We start from the raw sequence: 14350 nt of genomic DNA, 5'->3' as shown, positions 1-14350 counted from the left end.
GGGAGCGCGCGACACGGCGGGCCCGGTCCGGCCCCCTTCGCCCGTACCCGGGGGTAACCGCGCCGATTGCCCCGCCCGATCCGGGAACGAGATGGTCAAGGACTTGACCACTTCGTTGGTCCAGACCAGAATCCAGGCCACATACCCGCGCGAACAACCCGTTCGGTCCCCCCACGTCGGGTCAGCCCCCCATGCCGCACCGCCGTGTGCTGAACCGAAGGTGACCTCCGTGAAGAACCGCTTGCTCGCATGCCCGCTGGCTGCCGCCACCGCACTCGCCCTGGCGGGCTGCGGACTGTTGCCCGGTACGGGGGGCGACACCCGGACGGTCGACATATGGCTCATGCGGGACAGCGTCAGCGAGGACTTCCTCAAGCGCTTCACCACGGCCTACGAGGACGAGCACGACGACGTCGAGCTCAACGTCACCATCCAGGACTGGACCGGCATCGGCAAGAAGGTCACCGAGGCCATCAAGGGCGGCGGCGGTCCGGACGTCATCGAGGTCGGCAACACCCAGGTCGCCCAGTACGCCGACACCGACCGCCTCTTCGACCTCACCCTGGAGTCCGTCCGCGACCTCGGCAGCGAGGACTGGCTGCCCGGTCTCGCCGAGCCCGGCAGCGTCGGCGGCTCCCAGTACGGCATCCCCTGGTACGCCGCCAACCGCATCGTGATCTACAACAAGGACCTCTTCACCCAGGCCGGCGTCACCGAGCCGCCCGCCACGCGCGCGGAGTGGCTCGCCGCCACCGAGAAGCTCAACCGCCAGGGCTCCCAGGGCATCTACCTGGCCGGCCAGGACTGGTACACCCTCGCCGGATTCATCTGGGACGAGGGCGGCGAGCTCGCCGTCGACAAGGGCGGCCAGTGGACCGGCACGCTCGACTCCCCCGAGGCGCTGCGCGGCATGGAGTTCTACAAGGAGCTCCAGTCGCTCGGTTCCGGCCCGAAGAACGCCGACGAGCAGAACCCGCCGCAGGCCGAGGTCTTCGCCCGCGGCGACGTCGCCCAGATCGTCGCGGTGCCCAGCGCCGTCTCCGCGATCCTCAAGGCCAACCCCGCCCTGAAGGACAAGCTCGGCTACTTCCCCATCCCCGGCAAGAAGGCCGGCACCCCCTGCGCGGTCTTCACCGGCGGCTCCGACCTGATCATCCCGGAGAACGCGCCCGACCGCGGCGCCGCCCTCGACGTCGTCAAGGCGCTGGCGGGCGAGAAGTGGCAGACGGACCTCGCCCGGTCCATGGGCTACGTGCCCAACAAGAAGGGCCTCGCCTCCGTCGTCTCCGGCGAGGAGGCCACCGCGGCCATGGCCGCGGGCGCCGCCAACGGCCGCGCCACCCCCAACTCCCCGCAGTGGGCCGACGTCGAGGCCGACAACCCGATCAAGCCCTTCATGACCGCCGTCCTGGAGGGCGAGAACGCCAAGAAGGCGGCCACCAAGGCCTCGGAGGCCATCACGGACTCCCTGGCCGAGTAGGCCCGCCCGCGCGGCGTGCCGCAGGTCCTCCGCGCGGCGCCCCGAGGGGCGCCGCGCAGCATTCAGCCTTCCCACACCCGCGATCCCCCGGACGGTCATGTCGAATCCAGCCGGCGGCGGAAGAAACGAGGGGCCGGCCCGCACCGCTCGCGGACCGGTGCCGACCCTTCACCTTCCGTACGCCGGAGGACACCGCCATGCCCGCACCCTCGCCCGCGCTCGCCGACTCCCTCGCCCCGGCCGTCCCCGTGCCGGCCGGGATCCTGCCCGCCGTGGGTCTGCCCGCGCAGCCCGGTCCGGACCGCGGTCCGGGACCCGAGCCCCGCTACGTCGTGGGGCTCGCCCGCGACCGGGACGAGGTCCGCGCCGCCCAGCGCCTGCGCCACCTGGTCTTCGCCGGAGAGATGGGCGCCCGGCTCGACGGACCGGAGCCGGGCCTCGACACCGACGCCTTCGACGCCCACTGCGACCACCTCCTGGTCCGCGAGGAGACCACCGGCGAGGTCGTCGGCACCTACCGGATCCTGCCGCCCGAGCGGGCCGCCGCCGCCGGGCGCCTCTACTCCGAGACCGAGTTCGACCTCACCCGGCTCGCCCCCCTCCGCCACGACCTCGTCGAGGTCGGCCGCTCCTGCGTCCACCCCGCCCACCGCAACGGCGCCGTCATCGCCCTCATCTGGGCCGGCCTCGCCCGCTACATGACCCGCACCGGCCACGAGTGGCTGGCCGGCTGCTGCTCCGTCCCGCTCGCCGACGGCGGCGCGCTCGCCGCCGCCACCTGGGACACCGTCAAGGCCAGGCACCTCGCCCCCGAGGAGTACTGGGTCACCCCGCACAAGCTGTGGAACGCCGACGCCGTCCGCCGCCCCGAGGGCCGCACCGAGCTCCCCGCCCTGCTCCGGGGGTACATCCGGCTCGGCGCCTGGGTCTGCGGCGCGCCCGCCCACGACCCCGAGTTCGGCGTCGCCGACCTCTACGTGCTGCTCTCGCTCCGCCGGACCCACCCGCGCTACCTGCGCCACTTCCTCTCGCTCGTCCCGGCCGCGTGAACCGCGCGGTCCCGGCCCCGCCGCCGTGGCTCCCCACGGCACCGTGCACCCCGGGCCGCCGCTGCGCCGCCCACCCGGACCCCGCGCCGGCCACCGGGACCGGCGCCCGGACCGTGTCCCCGCCCCTGGCCTGCGCCCGGCTGGCCGCCGGGCTCGCGACCGTCCTCCTCGGGGTGGCCCTGCTCCCGGCGGCGGCCCTGCTGCCGGCCGCCGGGAGGCTCGCGCTGGTACGCCTCTGGGCGCGGGCGGTCGTCCGGGCCTTCGGCGTACGGCTGGCCGTCACCGGGGTCAGGCCGCCCGCCGGAGGGCCCGCGCTCGTCGTCGCCAACCACGTCTCCTGGCTCGACATCCCGGTCGTCGCCGCGGTCCTGCCCGGCCGGATGGTCGCGAAGCGGGAGGTGCGCGGCTGGCCGGTGCTCGGCCCGCTCGCCGCCCTCGGCGGCACCCTCTTCATCGACCGCGACGGCCTGCGCCGGCTGCCCGGGACCGTGCGCGAGGCCGCCGGGGCGCTGGCCGCGGGCGGCCGGGTGGTCGCCTTCCCGGAGGGCTCCACCTGGTGCGGGAGGGCCGGCGGGCGGTTCCGCCGGGCCCTCTTCCAGGCCGCCGTGGACACCGGAGCCGACGTCCAGCCGGTACGGATCGGCTACCGGCCGCAGGGAGCGGCGGCGTACGTGGGGGAGGACGCGCTGGGCGCGTCGCTGTGGCGGGTCGTGCGGACCCCGGACCTCGCCGCCGAGATCCGGATACTGGACCCGATACCCGTGGTCCGCCATCCGGACCGGCGGCGGCTCGCCGCGGCCGCCTACCGGGCCGTCGCCAGCGACAGCGCGAACCGGCCCCCGCCGTCCGTCCACCACCGGGCGAGCTCGAACCCCGCCGCGGCCAGCTCCGCCCGCACCCCCTCCTGACGGAACTTCGCCGACACCTCCGTCCGCAGCTCCTCGCCCGCCTCGAAGGGCACCACCAGATCGAGATCGCGGATCTTCACGGTCAGCGCGTGCCGGGCCCGCAGCCGCATCTCGATCCACTCCCGCTCCCGGTCCCACCGGGCCACGTGGTCGAAGTCCGCCGGATCCGCGTCCGCCCCCAGCTCCCGGTCGATCACGGCCAGCACGTTCTTGTTGAACTCCGCCGTCACCCCGGCCGCGTCGTCGTACGCGGCCACCAGGGTCGACTCGTCCTTCACCAGGTCGGTGCCGAGCAGGAAGGCGTCACCGGGCGCCGTCATCGCCCGCACCGAGCCCAGGAACGCCCGCCGCTCCTCCGGCAGGAGGTTCCCGATCGTCCCGCCCAGGAAGGCGACGAGCCGCGGCCCCGGGGTGTCCGGCAGCGCGATCCCCCGGGTGAAGTCGGCGACCAGCGCGTGCACCCGCAGTTCCGGACGGTCGGCGAGCAGCGCCTCCGCCGCCCCCGTCAGCGCCGACTCGCTGACGTCCACCGGCACGTACGCCGCCAGCCCCGGCAGCAGGGCGTCGATCAGGAACCGGGTCTTCTCCGACGACCCCGACCCCAGCTCCACCAGCGTCCGCGCCCCCGTCGCCGCCGCGACCTCCGGCGCCCGCGCGATCAGGATCTCCCGCTCCGCCCGCGTCGGGTAGTACTCGGGCAGCCGGGTGATCTCGTCGAACAGCTCGCTGCCGCGCGCGTCGTAGAACCACTTCGGCGGCAGCTCCTTGGGGGAGCGGGTCAGCCCCTGCAGGACGTCGGCGCGCAGGTCGGCGGCGGCCGCGTCCGGGGCGAGGGTGCGGGTCAGCTGGAACGTGCTCACGCGGACGACTCCTCGAGCGGGGTGAGGACGACCTCCGCCCGGGAGGCGGTGACGAGCGTCCGCTCGGGCACCTCCCGCCAGTGCGGATCGTCGTCGTAGGGTTCGGAGGCCACGGCCACCCGGCCGGGGCCCGACAGGCACCACAGACTGTTCCCCCACGCCGTCGCCGCGACGAGGCCGCCGTCGGTCAGCAGCAGATTGAGCCGCGCCTCCGGAGCGGCCTCGGCCGCGGCGAGCACCGTCCCCGCGAGCGCGTCCCCCGGCCCCTGCCCGGCCCGCAGCCGGTGCAGCACCAGGGCCCACAGCAGCGCCGAGTCCGTGCGCGCCTCCAGGTCGAGCAGCTCGGCCGCCGGCAGCGTCGCCGCCAGCGGCGTCAGCGCCCCCGGCCACCCCGGCACGGCGCCGTTGTGGCTGAAGAGCCACGGCCCGGAGCCGAACGGCGCCGCGGCGGCCTCCCCGTCCGCCCCCGGCAGCGTCGCCCCCCGCACCGCGCCGAGCAGCGCCCCGCTCCGCACCACCCGGGCCAGGTCCGCGAAGGACAGGTCGCCCCAGATCGGACCGGTGCGCCGGTACCGGGCCGGGACCGGGTCCCCGTCCGCGTACCAGCCGACGCCGAACCCGTCCGCGTTGACCACGCCGCTGCTCTGCGTCCGCGGCGCCCACGCCTGGCGCAGCAGCGCGTGCGGCGGCCGCACGAGCAGCTCGCCGAGGGCCACCGGATCGCCCAGATAGGCGAGGTGGCGGCACATCAGTCGAGCTCCGCGGAGCGGGCGGTGCGGAAGCCCGCGAAGATCTGCCGCCGCACCGGGTAGTCCCAGTTGCGGAAGGTGCCCCGGCAGGCCACCGCGTCCACCGCGAAGGAACCGCCCCGCAGCACCTTGTGGTCGGAGCCGAAGAACACCTCCGAGTACTCCTTGTACGGGAAGGCGCGGAACCCCGGGTACGCCGTGAAGTCGCTCGCCGTCCACTCCCACACGTCGCCGATCAGCTGGCGCACCCCGAGCGGCGAGGCGCCCGCCGGATAGCTCCCGGCGCGCGCGGGCCGCAGGTGCCGCTGGCCGAGGTTGGCCCGGTCCGCGCCCGGGTCGGCGTCCCCCCACGGGTAGCGGCGGGACCGGCCGGTCACCGGATCGTGCCGGGCCGCCTTCTCCCACTCCGCCTCCGTCGGCAGCCGCCGGCCCGCCCAGCGCGCGTAGGCGTCCGCCTCGTACCAGCTCACGTGGACGACCGGCTCGTCCTCCGGCACCGGCTCGGTCTCCCCGAACCGGCGCCGCAGCCACCGTCCGGCCTCCTGTCGCCAGAACAGCGGTGCCACGATGCCGTGTTCGCGGATCTGCGCCCATCCCTCGGGGCGCCACCAGCGCCGCTCGGTGTAGCCGCCGTCCGCCATGAAGGCGAGGAAGGCGCCGTTGGTGACCGGCACGGTGTCGATGTGGAAGGCGGGCACGGCACGGGTGTGCGCGGGGCGTTCGTTGTCGAGCGCCCACGGCTCGTCCGAGGTGCCCATGGTGAACGGCCCGCCGGGCACGAGGACCTCCGCCGGGAGCGGACCGGAGGGATGGACCGGCGGCGGGGGAGCGGTCAGCGCCGCCGGCCCCTTCCGCAGCTGATGGGTGATCAGCATCGTCTCGTCGTGCTGCTGTTCGTGCTGGGCGATCATCCCGAAGGCGAAGCCCGCGTCGAGCAGCGGCCGTCCCCCCATGCGCGTCCCGGCGAGCACGTCCAGCACCCGGGTCCGCACGTCGGCGGCGTACGCCCGGGCCTCGGCGGGCGACAGCAGGGGCAGGGAGGGGCGGTCGGCGCGCGGGTGGGCGAAGGCGTCGTACAGCGGGTCGATCTCGGGCCGCAGCGCCTCCCGGCCCGCCACCTCCCGCCACAGCCACTGCTCCTCCTGGTTCCCGATGTGCGCCAGGTCCCAGACCAGCGGTGACATCAACGGCGAGTGCTGGGCGACGAGTTCGCCGTCCTCGACGCAGCCGGTGAGGAGGCCGGTGCGGGTCCGGGCCGCCGTCAGGGCCTCCAGGGCCCGGGCCCGCAGCGCCTCCGGATCCGCCGTGGCGCGGTCGCCGGGCGCGGCGGTCACGATGTCACCGCCTGGAGCTCGTCGGCCGGACAGCCCCCGGGGTCCACGTACCGCTCCCGGAAGACGTCCACCGCCCGCCGCACCCGCTCGCCCGCCCCGATCCGGCGCAGCGCCGGACCGGCCGCCGCGAAGGCCTCCACGGCGATCGCGTGCAGCGCCGGATCGGTGAGGCCGTCCCGGGCCGCCCGCAGCCACAGCGGGTTGCGGGGCGCCGGATCGGGACCGGACAGCTCGGCCAGCGGCCGCACCGCCCGGTGGACCGTCTCGGCCGCCTCCGCGTCCTCGAAGACCGCCGTCGTCAGCGCCACCGGCACCATCCAGCCGTCCGCGCCCGGCTGCGCGTCGATCATCCGCAGCTCCAGATGGCCGCGCGGCCGCACCGGAGGGAAGAGCGTCGTGATGTGGTACCTCAGGTCGTCGGCGTCGGCCGGCCGCGGCAGTCCGGTCCGCAGCCACTCCCGGAAGGTCAGCCCCTCCGGCACCAGCCACGGCCCCTCCTCCGCGCGCACGCACAGCACCGGCGTGTCCAGGACGTGCGCGGTCCACTCCGCGCGCGGCTCCCCGTCCGCCGGCGGCGCCAGCGTCCGCAGCGGATCCAGCTCCGCCCACAGCGCCTGCCGGGTGGAGCGCCAGCCGGTGCGCCGCCCGCCGTGCTGCGGGGAGTTGGCGAAGACCGCCACCAGCACCGCGCCGAACAGGTGCGCCAGCTCCCACCGGCGCGCGTAGCCGAGCGGACCCGGCTCCTCGTGGCCGGCGTCCAGGCAGACCTGGACCGAGGCCGACTCGCACATCATGGCCCGGCCCGCCGGGCCCGTCCGGCCGAGCGCCGTCTCCATCGCGTCGTACCGGGGCTCGCGCAGCACCCGGTCGCGCGGCGCGTGCCAGGGGTCGACCCCGTACCCGCTCAGCGTCAGGCCGAGCGGGCCGAGCGCCCCGCGCACCGCCGTCAGGTCCGAGGCGAGCGAGTCCAGGCACTCCATGAGGGAACCGGCCGGACGCGAGCTGAGCTCCAGCTGCCCGCCCGGTTCGAAGGTGAGCGCCGACACCAGCGGCAGGGACCGCACGGCGTCGAGCGCGGCCGCCAGCCGGGCCGGACGCACCGGCTCGCGCGGGTCGCGCAGATCGTGGACGAGCCACTCCAGCTCCGCTCCGACGGTGCGGGGCGGGCCGGTCTTGAAACAGATGCAGCGCAACAGGTCCTCCGCCGCCTCCTCGGTGAGGGGCGGGCCGCCGCGCGGGGTGCCGCCGGTCGTCATCCGTGCACCTCCTGGTGCTGGTCGCGGAACCGTTCGGGAAGCCGCTGTCTCCACCTAAAGCCACCGCCGGGCAGCGTGCAAGAGCGCCTCGCCGCTCCGGCGCGCGCCCCCGGTGCCCCCGAACGTCCGTAAAGCGACGTTCGGGCCCGGAGGGACCAGGAGCGACCGGGAGCGACGGAAATCCACTTGTCCCGGAACGGCTGAAACGATCATTCTGCGGACATGAGTGCACGACTGCGCGAGATCGCGCGTCAGACCGAGGCGATCGTCGCCGCGGGTTCCTACACCGCCCCCGACGGGCGGACCGTCTCCCTCCGCGAGGACCTCGCGGCCGCCCTGGCCGGAACCCGGATGTACGGCCCCGAGCCCGTCCCCGTCACCCCCGGCACCGGCCGCGCCGGCCGGATCGAGGTGACCGGCGAGAGCAGCCTGCGGGCCGCCCGCCGGATGACCGGCGCCGACGCCGGCGCCCCGGTCGCCGTCCTGAACTTCGCCTCCGCGCGCAACCCCGGCGGCGGCTACCTCAACGGGGCCCAGGCCCAGGAGGAGGCGCTGTGCCGCTCCTCCGCCCTGCACGCCACGCTGCTGCGCGTCCCCGCCTTCTACGCGCACCACCGCGGCGAGCGGGACGCCTTCTACACCGACCGGGTGATCCACTCGCCCCGGGTGCCGGTCTTCCGCGACGACCGGGGCGCCCTGCTCGCCGACCCCTTCACCGTCGGCTTCCTGACCTCGCCCGCGCCCAACGCGGGCGTCGTCCACCGCCGGGAGCCCGAGCGGGCCCACCGGCTGCCCGCCGTCCTCGCCTCCCGTGCCGAGCGGGTCCTGGAGACGGCCGCGGCCGCCGGGTACCGCCGGATCGTCCTCGGCGCCTGGGGCTGCGGGGTCTTCCGGAACGCCCCGGCGGACGTGGCCGGTGCCTTCAGGGCGCTGCTGACCGGTGACGGACGCTTCGCCGGCCACTTCGACGAGACCGTCTTCGCCGTGCTGGACCGGGCCTCCGGCACCCCGACCCTCGCCGCCTTCCGCCGCGTCCTGGAGCCCGCCGCCCGATCCGTCCCGTGATGCGGCCCTCATGCCCCCGTGCGAGCCTGGGAGGACACGCAAGCGCGTCCGAGAGCCGTCGCACGGGAGGCAGGATCGTGGGCAAGAAACAGACCCGGGTGAACAAGGGCGCCCGCACGGGCGGCCACGAGCAGCGCGAGACCGCGTCCGCCAAGGAGAAGAGCGGGAGCGCGGCCGCCGCCGAGTCGCCGAGGTCCGTCATCGAGACGGCGTCCCACCGCAGAGAGCGGAAGTTCGGCCACAACTGACCGGCGTACCACAGACCCGCCACGACCGACCGGCCGCGACAGACCGGCCGCGACAGACCCGCCATGACAGACCTGCCGCGACAGACCGGCAACGACCGACCCCGGTCCGCCGCGAGCGGCAACGGCCGAGCCCGGCCCTCCGCGACCGGGACGGGCGGGCCGGGCGGGTACCGGGGAGACGGGGAACCGGGGAGTCGGAGAAGGGCCGGGCCCGGCACCGTGAAGGTGCCGGGCCCGGCCCGTGTGCCCCGCGGTCGGGTCACGCGTCGTCGCCGACGGTGATCTCCACCGTCGTCACCTCCTCGCCGCCCCGCGCGGCCGGCACGGCGGCGGCCGGCCGCTCGGCGCCGTTCGGGCCCATCGTGGCCAGCAGCTGACGGGCGAGGCCGAGCCCCGTCCCGCCCATGGTCAGGGCCTTGGCGAACATCTCCGCCATGCCGTCGGCGCCGTTGAGCAGGACCATCTGGTCGACGTTCCCGAAGGCGGAGGCGCCGGCCTCGACGATCTCCGGCCACCTCTCGGCCAGCTGCTGCGCGACCACGGCCTCCTGGTTCTCCGCGAGGGCCGCCGCCCTCGCCTTGATGGCCTCCGCCTCGGCCAGGCCCTTGGCGCGGGTCGCCTCGGCCACCGCGAGCCCCTTGGCGTGCGCCGCCGCGGCCTCGGCCTCACCGGTGACCCGGGTCGCCGTCGCCGTCGCCGCGCTGGCCAGCTCGGTCTCCCGCGCCTTGGCCTGGGCGGCCGAGATCCGGGCGTCGCGCTCGGCCTCGGCGAGCGTCCGGGTCTCGTACGCCATGGCGTCGGCGGGCTTGCGGACCTCCGCCTGGAGCTGCTGCTCCTTGCGGAGGCCCTCCAGCTCCGCGACCCGGGTCTCCTGGACGACGACCTCCTGGCGGGAGGCGGCGTCGGCGAGCGGGCCGGCCTGCCGGGCGCGGGCGCTGGCCTGGTCGCGTTCGGCCTGGTATCCGGCCTGGAGGATCTCGCTGTCGCGGGTCGCCTCCGACATCCGGGCCGCCGCCTGCTGCTCGGCCTCGGTCGCCCGCCGGTTGGCCTCCGCCTGGGCGATGCGGGCATCGCGCTGGACGGCGGCGGCGTGCGGGGCGGCGAGGTTCTTGATGTAGCCGGTCGGGTCCTCGATCTCGTGGATCTGGAGCGAGTCGACGATCAGGCCGAGCTTCTCCATCTCGGTGCCGCAGGCCGAGCGGGCCTGCCCGGTCAGCTTCTCCCGGTCGCGGATCATGTCCTCGACGGTCAGTCCGCCGACGATGGCGCGGAGATGGCCGGCGAAGACGATGTGGACCCGCTCGCTCATCAGCTTCTGCTGGTCGAGGAAGCGGCGGGCCGCGTTGGCGATCGACACGAAGTCGTCGCCCACCTTGAAGATCACCACACCCCGGACCTTGAGCGGAATGCCCTGGTGGGTGACGCACTCGACGGACAGCTGGGTCTCGTTGAGGTCCAGCGAGAGCTTGCGCACCGCCTGGACGCCGGGCACCACGAGGGTGCCGCGCCCGGTGACGATGCGGAACCCCATGCCGTCGCCGAGGCCCTCGTTCTTGTGGTTGGAACCGGAGATGATGAGCGCCTCGTTGGGCTCCGCGACGCGCCACATCATCTTGAACAGGACGATCAGGACGACGAGCGAGGCGCCGACGGCGCCCGCCACAATGCCGATGCCCATGGGATGGGTCCCCCTTCACCGGAGCCGTGCGGATCCGGTGAGGGGAGTGTGCGCCCGCGGCGGACGCGGCTCAACGGGTGTGCCGGAGGTCGTGTCAGACGTCGTACACGGCTGTGACGTAGACGGTGCGCGGAGGGAGGTGTTCCATGACGGTGACGAGCGCGCCGATCTCGATCCGCTGCTTGGGGGAGGCGGCGTAGGCGAGGAAGTGCTCGGCCCCGCCGCGGATCCGCAGGATCACCTCGCCGACGAGCCCGGGTCCGATGGTCCCGGTCACCCGGCCGAGCAGTCCCACCATCGAGCTGTCCATCGACTCGTCCATGGGTGAACGGTACGTCAGAACCCGCTGCTCCGGAGGGGTTCGGACGGTCCCGCGGTCAGCGGACGGAGCGGATCGGGCGCACCGCGAGGGCGCCCAGGACCGACAGGACGGCCGCGACGAGGAACAGGGGCGTGTATCCGCCGCCGATCGACACCACGGCGGAGGCGACGAACGGCGCCACGATCTGCGGGCCGGCGTTGGCGATGTTCAGCACGCCCATGTCGCGGGCCGCGTCCTCCGCCGCGGGCAGGACCATCGTCACCAGGGCGGTGTCGACCGCCATGTAGCAGCCGAAACCGAGGCCGTTGACGACGGAGAAGGCGAGCATCGCCGTCCAGCTGCTGGAGACCGCCGGGATCAGGAGGGCGACGGCGGCCAGCGCCGCCGACGCGCCGACGAACAGCTTGCGCCGGTCGAAGCGGTCGGACAGCCAGCCGCCGAGGACCGTGGAGACCACCATCGCCACGGAGTTGAGCGGCATCAGGAGGGCGACGGCCTCCTCGGCGGACAGGCCGGCCGGCAGGTCGGTGTGGTCCTTGAGGATGTAGAGCTGGAAGCCGGAGACCGCGAAGTAGCCGAGGACGAGCAGGGCCCGCCCGATGAAGGCCCAGCGGAAGTCGTGGTCCCCGAGCGCGCTGCCGAAGGCCGCGATCCGGGCCTTGACCGGCAGCGGGGGCCGGGCCGGCATCCGCTCCTCGCGGGCGAGCGAGGTGAAGACGACGGAGGTCACCGCGATGATCGCGCCGAAGACGAGGTAACCGGTCCGGTAGTCCTCGGAGAAGGCCGCGCCGACCAGGGCGCCGACGGTGGAGCCGATCGGCAGGCCGAGGCCGACCGCCGCGGACGCCTTGCCGCGCGAGGCGGTCGGGACCCGGTCGGGCACCACCGAGGTGATCGCCGCCTGGTAGACGTTCATCACCGCCTGCCCGAGGCACCACGCGAGGGTGACCAGCAGGATCGTGTGCACGCTGCCGAGCAGCAGCATCACCGGCACCGCGAGGAGGCCGCCGCCCAGGATCCACGGGTTCCGGCGTCCGGAGCGGTCGGAGAGCGCCCCCGCGACCGGGTTGAAGACCGTCGCGAAGATCGCGGATATGCCGGCGACGAGCCCGAAGTTCGCCACCTTCGAGGCCGGGTCGATCGCCTCGATCTGAAGGGCGAGCAGCATGCCCGCCACGCCGACGTAGAGCGCGTACATCGCGCTGTTGCCGAGGAGCAGCAGCGGCAGCAGCCCACGGGTGGGGCGGGGGGCGGCGGGGGAGTCGGGGCCGGCGGCGGGGGCGGAGCCCGTGCCGGCTCCGGCTCCGGGGGAGGAAAGGGCCACGTTGCCCTCCAGAGGAGAACGCCCGATGAGGGGGCGGAAAGCGGATGATTTTGGGGTAGTGACACGTGTCAGTGACGCGTGTCAGCATTGTGTAGCACCCGCTTCCGGCCATCCGCTAGATCCGGTGCCGGATTGTTCTGGAAAGATGCCGAGGCGATGAGTCAGTCGATCGAACAGCCCGCCGACGGCACCCCGGGCCGCACCCCCGCCCGTGCCGTGCCGACCAGCGCCGACGTGGCGCGCCTCGCGGGCGTCTCCCGGGCCACCGTCAGCTACGTCCTGAACAACACCTCCGCGGTCCGCATCAGCGAACCGACCCGCGAGCGGGTCCGCGAGGCCGCCCGCGAGCTCGGGTACGTCCCCCACGCGGCCGCCCGCACCCTGCGCGCGGGCCACAGCCGGATGGTCCTCCTGCCCGCGGCCCACGTGCCCATCGGCCCGCTGTACAGCCGCTTCTTCAACGACCTCCAGTGGGCCCTGCGCCGCCTCGACTACACCGTCGTCCAGTACGGCAGCGTCGGCCTCGCCCCCGAGGCCGCCGCCCGCGCCTGGGCCGAGCTGCGCCCCGCCGCCGTCGTCTCGACCGGCGAGGTGGAGGTGACGCCCGAGGCCGTCGAGATCCTCCGGCGCTCCGGCGTCAAGGCGGTCATCACCATCGGCACCCGGGACGCGGACGGCACCCACTCCCTCGTCCTCGACCAGCCGGGGGTCGGCGCGGCCGCCGTCGAGCACCTGATCGCGACCGGCAGGCGCCGGATCGGCGTGGTGGTGCCGGAGGAGCCGGGTCTCGGCATGTTCTCCGGACCGCGTCTGGAAGGCGCCCGCCGTGCCGCCGGGGCCGCAGGGGCGACCGTGGTGCCCCTGCCCCTCGCGTACACCGAGGAGTCCGCGGAGGAGCTGGCCGCGCGGTGGCCCGGGCTCGCCCTCGACGGCGTCTTCGCCTACAACGACGAGTACGCCATGCTCCTCATGCGCGCCCTCCAGGACGCCGGCACCGACGTGCCGGGGGAGACCGCCGTCGTCGGCGCCGACGACCTCCTCCTCGGCCGTCTCCTGCGTCCGCGCCTGAGCACCGTGCGCATCGACATGATCGGGGGCCACGAGCTCGCCGAACTGGTCGACCGCGCGATCGACGGAACCGCCGGCGGGGCGACCCGCCGCCTGCTCTCCGGCTCCCGGGTGATCCGCCGGGAGTCCAGCTGACGCACGCGACCCGCGCGGCCCTCCGGCGGGCGGCGCGGGGAGCGGGAAGCGCTTAGCGTCGTGGCATGAGCACTCATCCGAAGCGTTACGAGATCCTGCTGGTGCCCGCGCACGTCGAGGACCGGGGCGGGGCCGCCGTCGAGGACAGCGCGGTGCGGACGGCCGTCGTGGAGCTGACCGGACGGTACGGCGAGTCCGGCTACCCCCTCTACGAGGGGCACGGGATCGTCGCCGACGTCGACCCGGCCACGCGCACGGTGGAGGCCCTGCTCGTCGACGGGCGGGAGCTCGACTACGGCCTGGTCGCCCTGGTCAGGGAGGCCCCCGCCGCGTGACCGCCCGGCGGGCGCGCGGGTGCCCGGACACGGCGGAGCCCCCGCCGGAACGGGGGCTCCCACCGGATGCCGGGCCCTGCGGTCACTCGCCCTGCTGCTGCGCGGCGACCGCCTTGCGGACCTCGTCCATGTCGAGCTTCCGGGCCTGCCCGATGACGTCCTCCAGCGCGGCCTCCGGCAGCGCGCCCGGCTGCGCGAAGACGGCCACGTTCTCCCGGACGATCATCAGGGTCGGGATGGAGCGGATCTCGAAGGCGGCGGCCAGCTCCTGCTGCGCCTCGGTGTCGACCTTGGCGAAGACCAGGTCCTGGTGGCGCTCGGAGGCGGCCTCGTAGACCGGACCGAACTGGCGGCACGGGCCGCACCACGAAGCCCAGAAGTCGATCAGGACGAAGTCGTTCCCGCTCACGACCTCGTCGAAGTTGTCCTTGGTGAGCTCGATGGTGCTCATGCCTTCCGCCTTTCCCGTCTCCGGTGGTGTCCTCACGGTCCCCTGGGGACTCGCCCCGCACAACGGCCTATCGGGCCGCGCTATTCCG

Annotated in this window: 15 protein-coding genes; 7 read left to right on the top strand and 8 right to left on the bottom strand. The window is 74.7% G+C overall.

All coding sequences use genetic code 11. The features are described from left to right. Nucleotides 1-229 precede the first annotated feature (229 nt). The 3 genes from IE287_RS11230 (at nucleotide 230) to IE287_RS11220 (ending at nucleotide 3437) form a co-directional block, all read left to right on the top strand. Nucleotides 230-1480, top strand: coding sequence for an extracellular solute-binding protein (locus IE287_RS11230; RefSeq protein ID WP_189848816.1), 1251 nt, complete (start codon nucleotides 230-232; stop codon nucleotides 1478-1480). A gap of 197 nt (nucleotides 1481-1677) precedes the next feature. Next, a complete protein-coding gene (locus IE287_RS11225; RefSeq protein ID WP_189848815.1) occupies nucleotides 1678-2529 on the top strand; it encodes a GNAT family N-acetyltransferase in 852 nt (283 codons plus the stop codon). After that, entirely contained in the window at nucleotides 2526-3437 is a 912-nt protein-coding gene (locus IE287_RS11220; protein ID WP_189848814.1) for a lysophospholipid acyltransferase family protein, read from the top strand. Before IE287_RS11225 ends, IE287_RS11220 begins: the two co-directional genes overlap by 4 nt. Here IE287_RS11220 and egtD read toward each other — a convergent pair. From egtD to egtA, 4 genes are read right to left on the bottom strand one after another with little or no spacing between them, the layout of a single operon-like run. After that, on the bottom strand, nucleotides 3332-4297 hold the full coding sequence (gene egtD / locus IE287_RS11215; protein WP_189848813.1) for an L-histidine N(alpha)-methyltransferase: 966 nt from the start codon (nucleotides 4295-4297) through the stop codon (nucleotides 3332-3334). The two genes, IE287_RS11220 and egtD, sit on opposite strands and share 106 nt — an antisense overlap. Beyond that, nucleotides 4294-5046: an ergothioneine biosynthesis protein EgtC gene (egtC, locus tag IE287_RS11210; RefSeq protein ID WP_189848812.1), complete on the bottom strand. Its 753-nt coding sequence runs from the start codon at nucleotides 5044-5046 to the stop codon at nucleotides 4294-4296. The genes egtD and egtC overlap by 4 nt, the downstream gene beginning before the upstream one ends. Continuing rightward, a complete protein-coding gene (gene egtB, locus IE287_RS11205) occupies nucleotides 5046-6380 on the bottom strand; it encodes an ergothioneine biosynthesis protein EgtB (protein ID WP_189848811.1) in 1335 nt (444 codons plus the stop codon). The genes egtC and egtB overlap by 1 nt, the downstream gene beginning before the upstream one ends. Next, on the bottom strand, nucleotides 6377-7636 hold the full coding sequence (gene egtA / locus IE287_RS11200) for an ergothioneine biosynthesis glutamate--cysteine ligase EgtA (protein WP_189848810.1): 1260 nt from the start codon (nucleotides 7634-7636) through the stop codon (nucleotides 6377-6379). The genes egtB and egtA overlap by 4 nt, the downstream gene beginning before the upstream one ends. 222 nt (nucleotides 7637-7858) lie before the next feature. On the opposite strand from egtA, the gene IE287_RS11195 reads away from it, so the two are divergent. After that, the gene (locus IE287_RS11195; protein ID WP_189848809.1) at nucleotides 7859-8701 is read left to right on the top strand and encodes a TIGR02452 family protein; all 843 of its coding nucleotides are present in this window, start codon (nucleotides 7859-7861) and stop codon (nucleotides 8699-8701) included. A 77-nt stretch (nucleotides 8702-8778) separates the two neighbouring features. Further along, a complete protein-coding gene (locus IE287_RS11190) occupies nucleotides 8779-8949 on the top strand; it encodes a hypothetical protein (protein WP_189848808.1) in 171 nt (56 codons plus the stop codon). A gap of 259 nt (nucleotides 8950-9208) precedes the next feature. Here the strand turns inward: IE287_RS11190 and IE287_RS11185 are convergent, their stop codons facing one another. From IE287_RS11185 to IE287_RS11175, 3 genes are all read right to left on the bottom strand, one after another. Beyond that, on the bottom strand, nucleotides 9209-10627 hold the full coding sequence (locus IE287_RS11185; RefSeq protein ID WP_189848807.1) for a flotillin family protein: 1419 nt from the start codon (nucleotides 10625-10627) through the stop codon (nucleotides 9209-9211). Nucleotides 10628-10721: 94 nt separating this feature from the next. Beyond that, entirely contained in the window at nucleotides 10722-10925 is a 204-nt protein-coding gene (locus tag IE287_RS11180; protein ID WP_189848908.1) for an NfeD C-terminal domain-containing protein, read from the bottom strand. A 79-nt stretch (nucleotides 10926-11004) separates the two neighbouring features. Continuing rightward, nucleotides 11005-12273 carry an MFS transporter gene (locus tag IE287_RS11175; protein WP_189848806.1) on the bottom strand — a complete coding sequence of 423 codons (1269 nt, stop codon included), beginning with the start codon at nucleotides 12271-12273 and terminating at the stop codon, nucleotides 11005-11007. A gap of 156 nt (nucleotides 12274-12429) precedes the next feature. On the opposite strand from IE287_RS11175, the gene IE287_RS11170 reads away from it, so the two are divergent. Then, nucleotides 12430-13476, top strand: coding sequence for a LacI family DNA-binding transcriptional regulator (locus IE287_RS11170; RefSeq protein ID WP_189848805.1), 1047 nt, complete (start codon nucleotides 12430-12432; stop codon nucleotides 13474-13476). A 65-nt stretch (nucleotides 13477-13541) separates the two neighbouring features. Continuing rightward, complete coding sequence (locus IE287_RS11165) at nucleotides 13542-13811, top strand: hypothetical protein (protein ID WP_189848804.1); 270 nt, start codon at nucleotides 13542-13544, stop codon at nucleotides 13809-13811. 82 nt (nucleotides 13812-13893) lie between these two features. Here the strand turns inward: IE287_RS11165 and trxA are convergent, their stop codons facing one another. Beyond that, nucleotides 13894-14262 carry a thioredoxin gene (gene trxA, locus IE287_RS11160; protein WP_189848803.1) on the bottom strand — a complete coding sequence of 123 codons (369 nt, stop codon included), beginning with the start codon at nucleotides 14260-14262 and terminating at the stop codon, nucleotides 13894-13896. Between the last annotated feature and the right edge of the window lie 88 nt (nucleotides 14263-14350).

The organism is Streptomyces omiyaensis, assembly GCF_014650895.1.
Lineage (GTDB): Bacteria > Actinomycetota > Actinomycetes > Streptomycetales > Streptomycetaceae > Streptomyces > Streptomyces omiyaensis.
This window is presented reverse-complemented; position numbering and strand designations above follow the sequence as displayed.

What these genes read in the sequence shown, in the direction of transcription:
- IE287_RS11225 (WP_189848815.1), top strand. Translation starts at nt 1,678, where the DNA reads ATGCCCGCACCCTCGCCCGCGCTCGCCGACTCCCTCGCCCCGGCCGTC.
- egtC (WP_189848812.1), bottom strand. Translation starts at nt 5,046, where the DNA reads ATGTGCCGCCACCTCGCCTATCTGGGCGATCCGGTGGCCCTCGGCGAG.
- egtA (WP_189848810.1), bottom strand. Translation starts at nt 7,636, where the DNA reads ATGACGACCGGCGGCACCCCGCGCGGCGGCCCGCCCCTCACCGAGGAG.
- IE287_RS11195 (WP_189848809.1), top strand. Translation starts at nt 7,859, where the DNA reads ATGAGTGCACGACTGCGCGAGATCGCGCGTCAGACCGAGGCGATCGTC.
- IE287_RS11185 (WP_189848807.1), bottom strand. Translation starts at nt 10,627, where the DNA reads ATGGGCATCGGCATTGTGGCGGGCGCCGTCGGCGCCTCGCTCGTCGTC.
- IE287_RS11180 (WP_189848908.1), bottom strand. Translation starts at nt 10,925, where the DNA reads ATGGTGGGACTGCTCGGCCGGGTGACCGGGACCATCGGACCCGGGCTC.
- IE287_RS11170 (WP_189848805.1), top strand. Translation starts at nt 12,430, where the DNA reads ATGAGTCAGTCGATCGAACAGCCCGCCGACGGCACCCCGGGCCGCACC.
- IE287_RS11165 (WP_189848804.1), top strand. Translation starts at nt 13,542, where the DNA reads ATGAGCACTCATCCGAAGCGTTACGAGATCCTGCTGGTGCCCGCGCAC.
- trxA (WP_189848803.1), bottom strand. Translation starts at nt 14,262, where the DNA reads ATGAGCACCATCGAGCTCACCAAGGACAACTTCGACGAGGTCGTGAGC.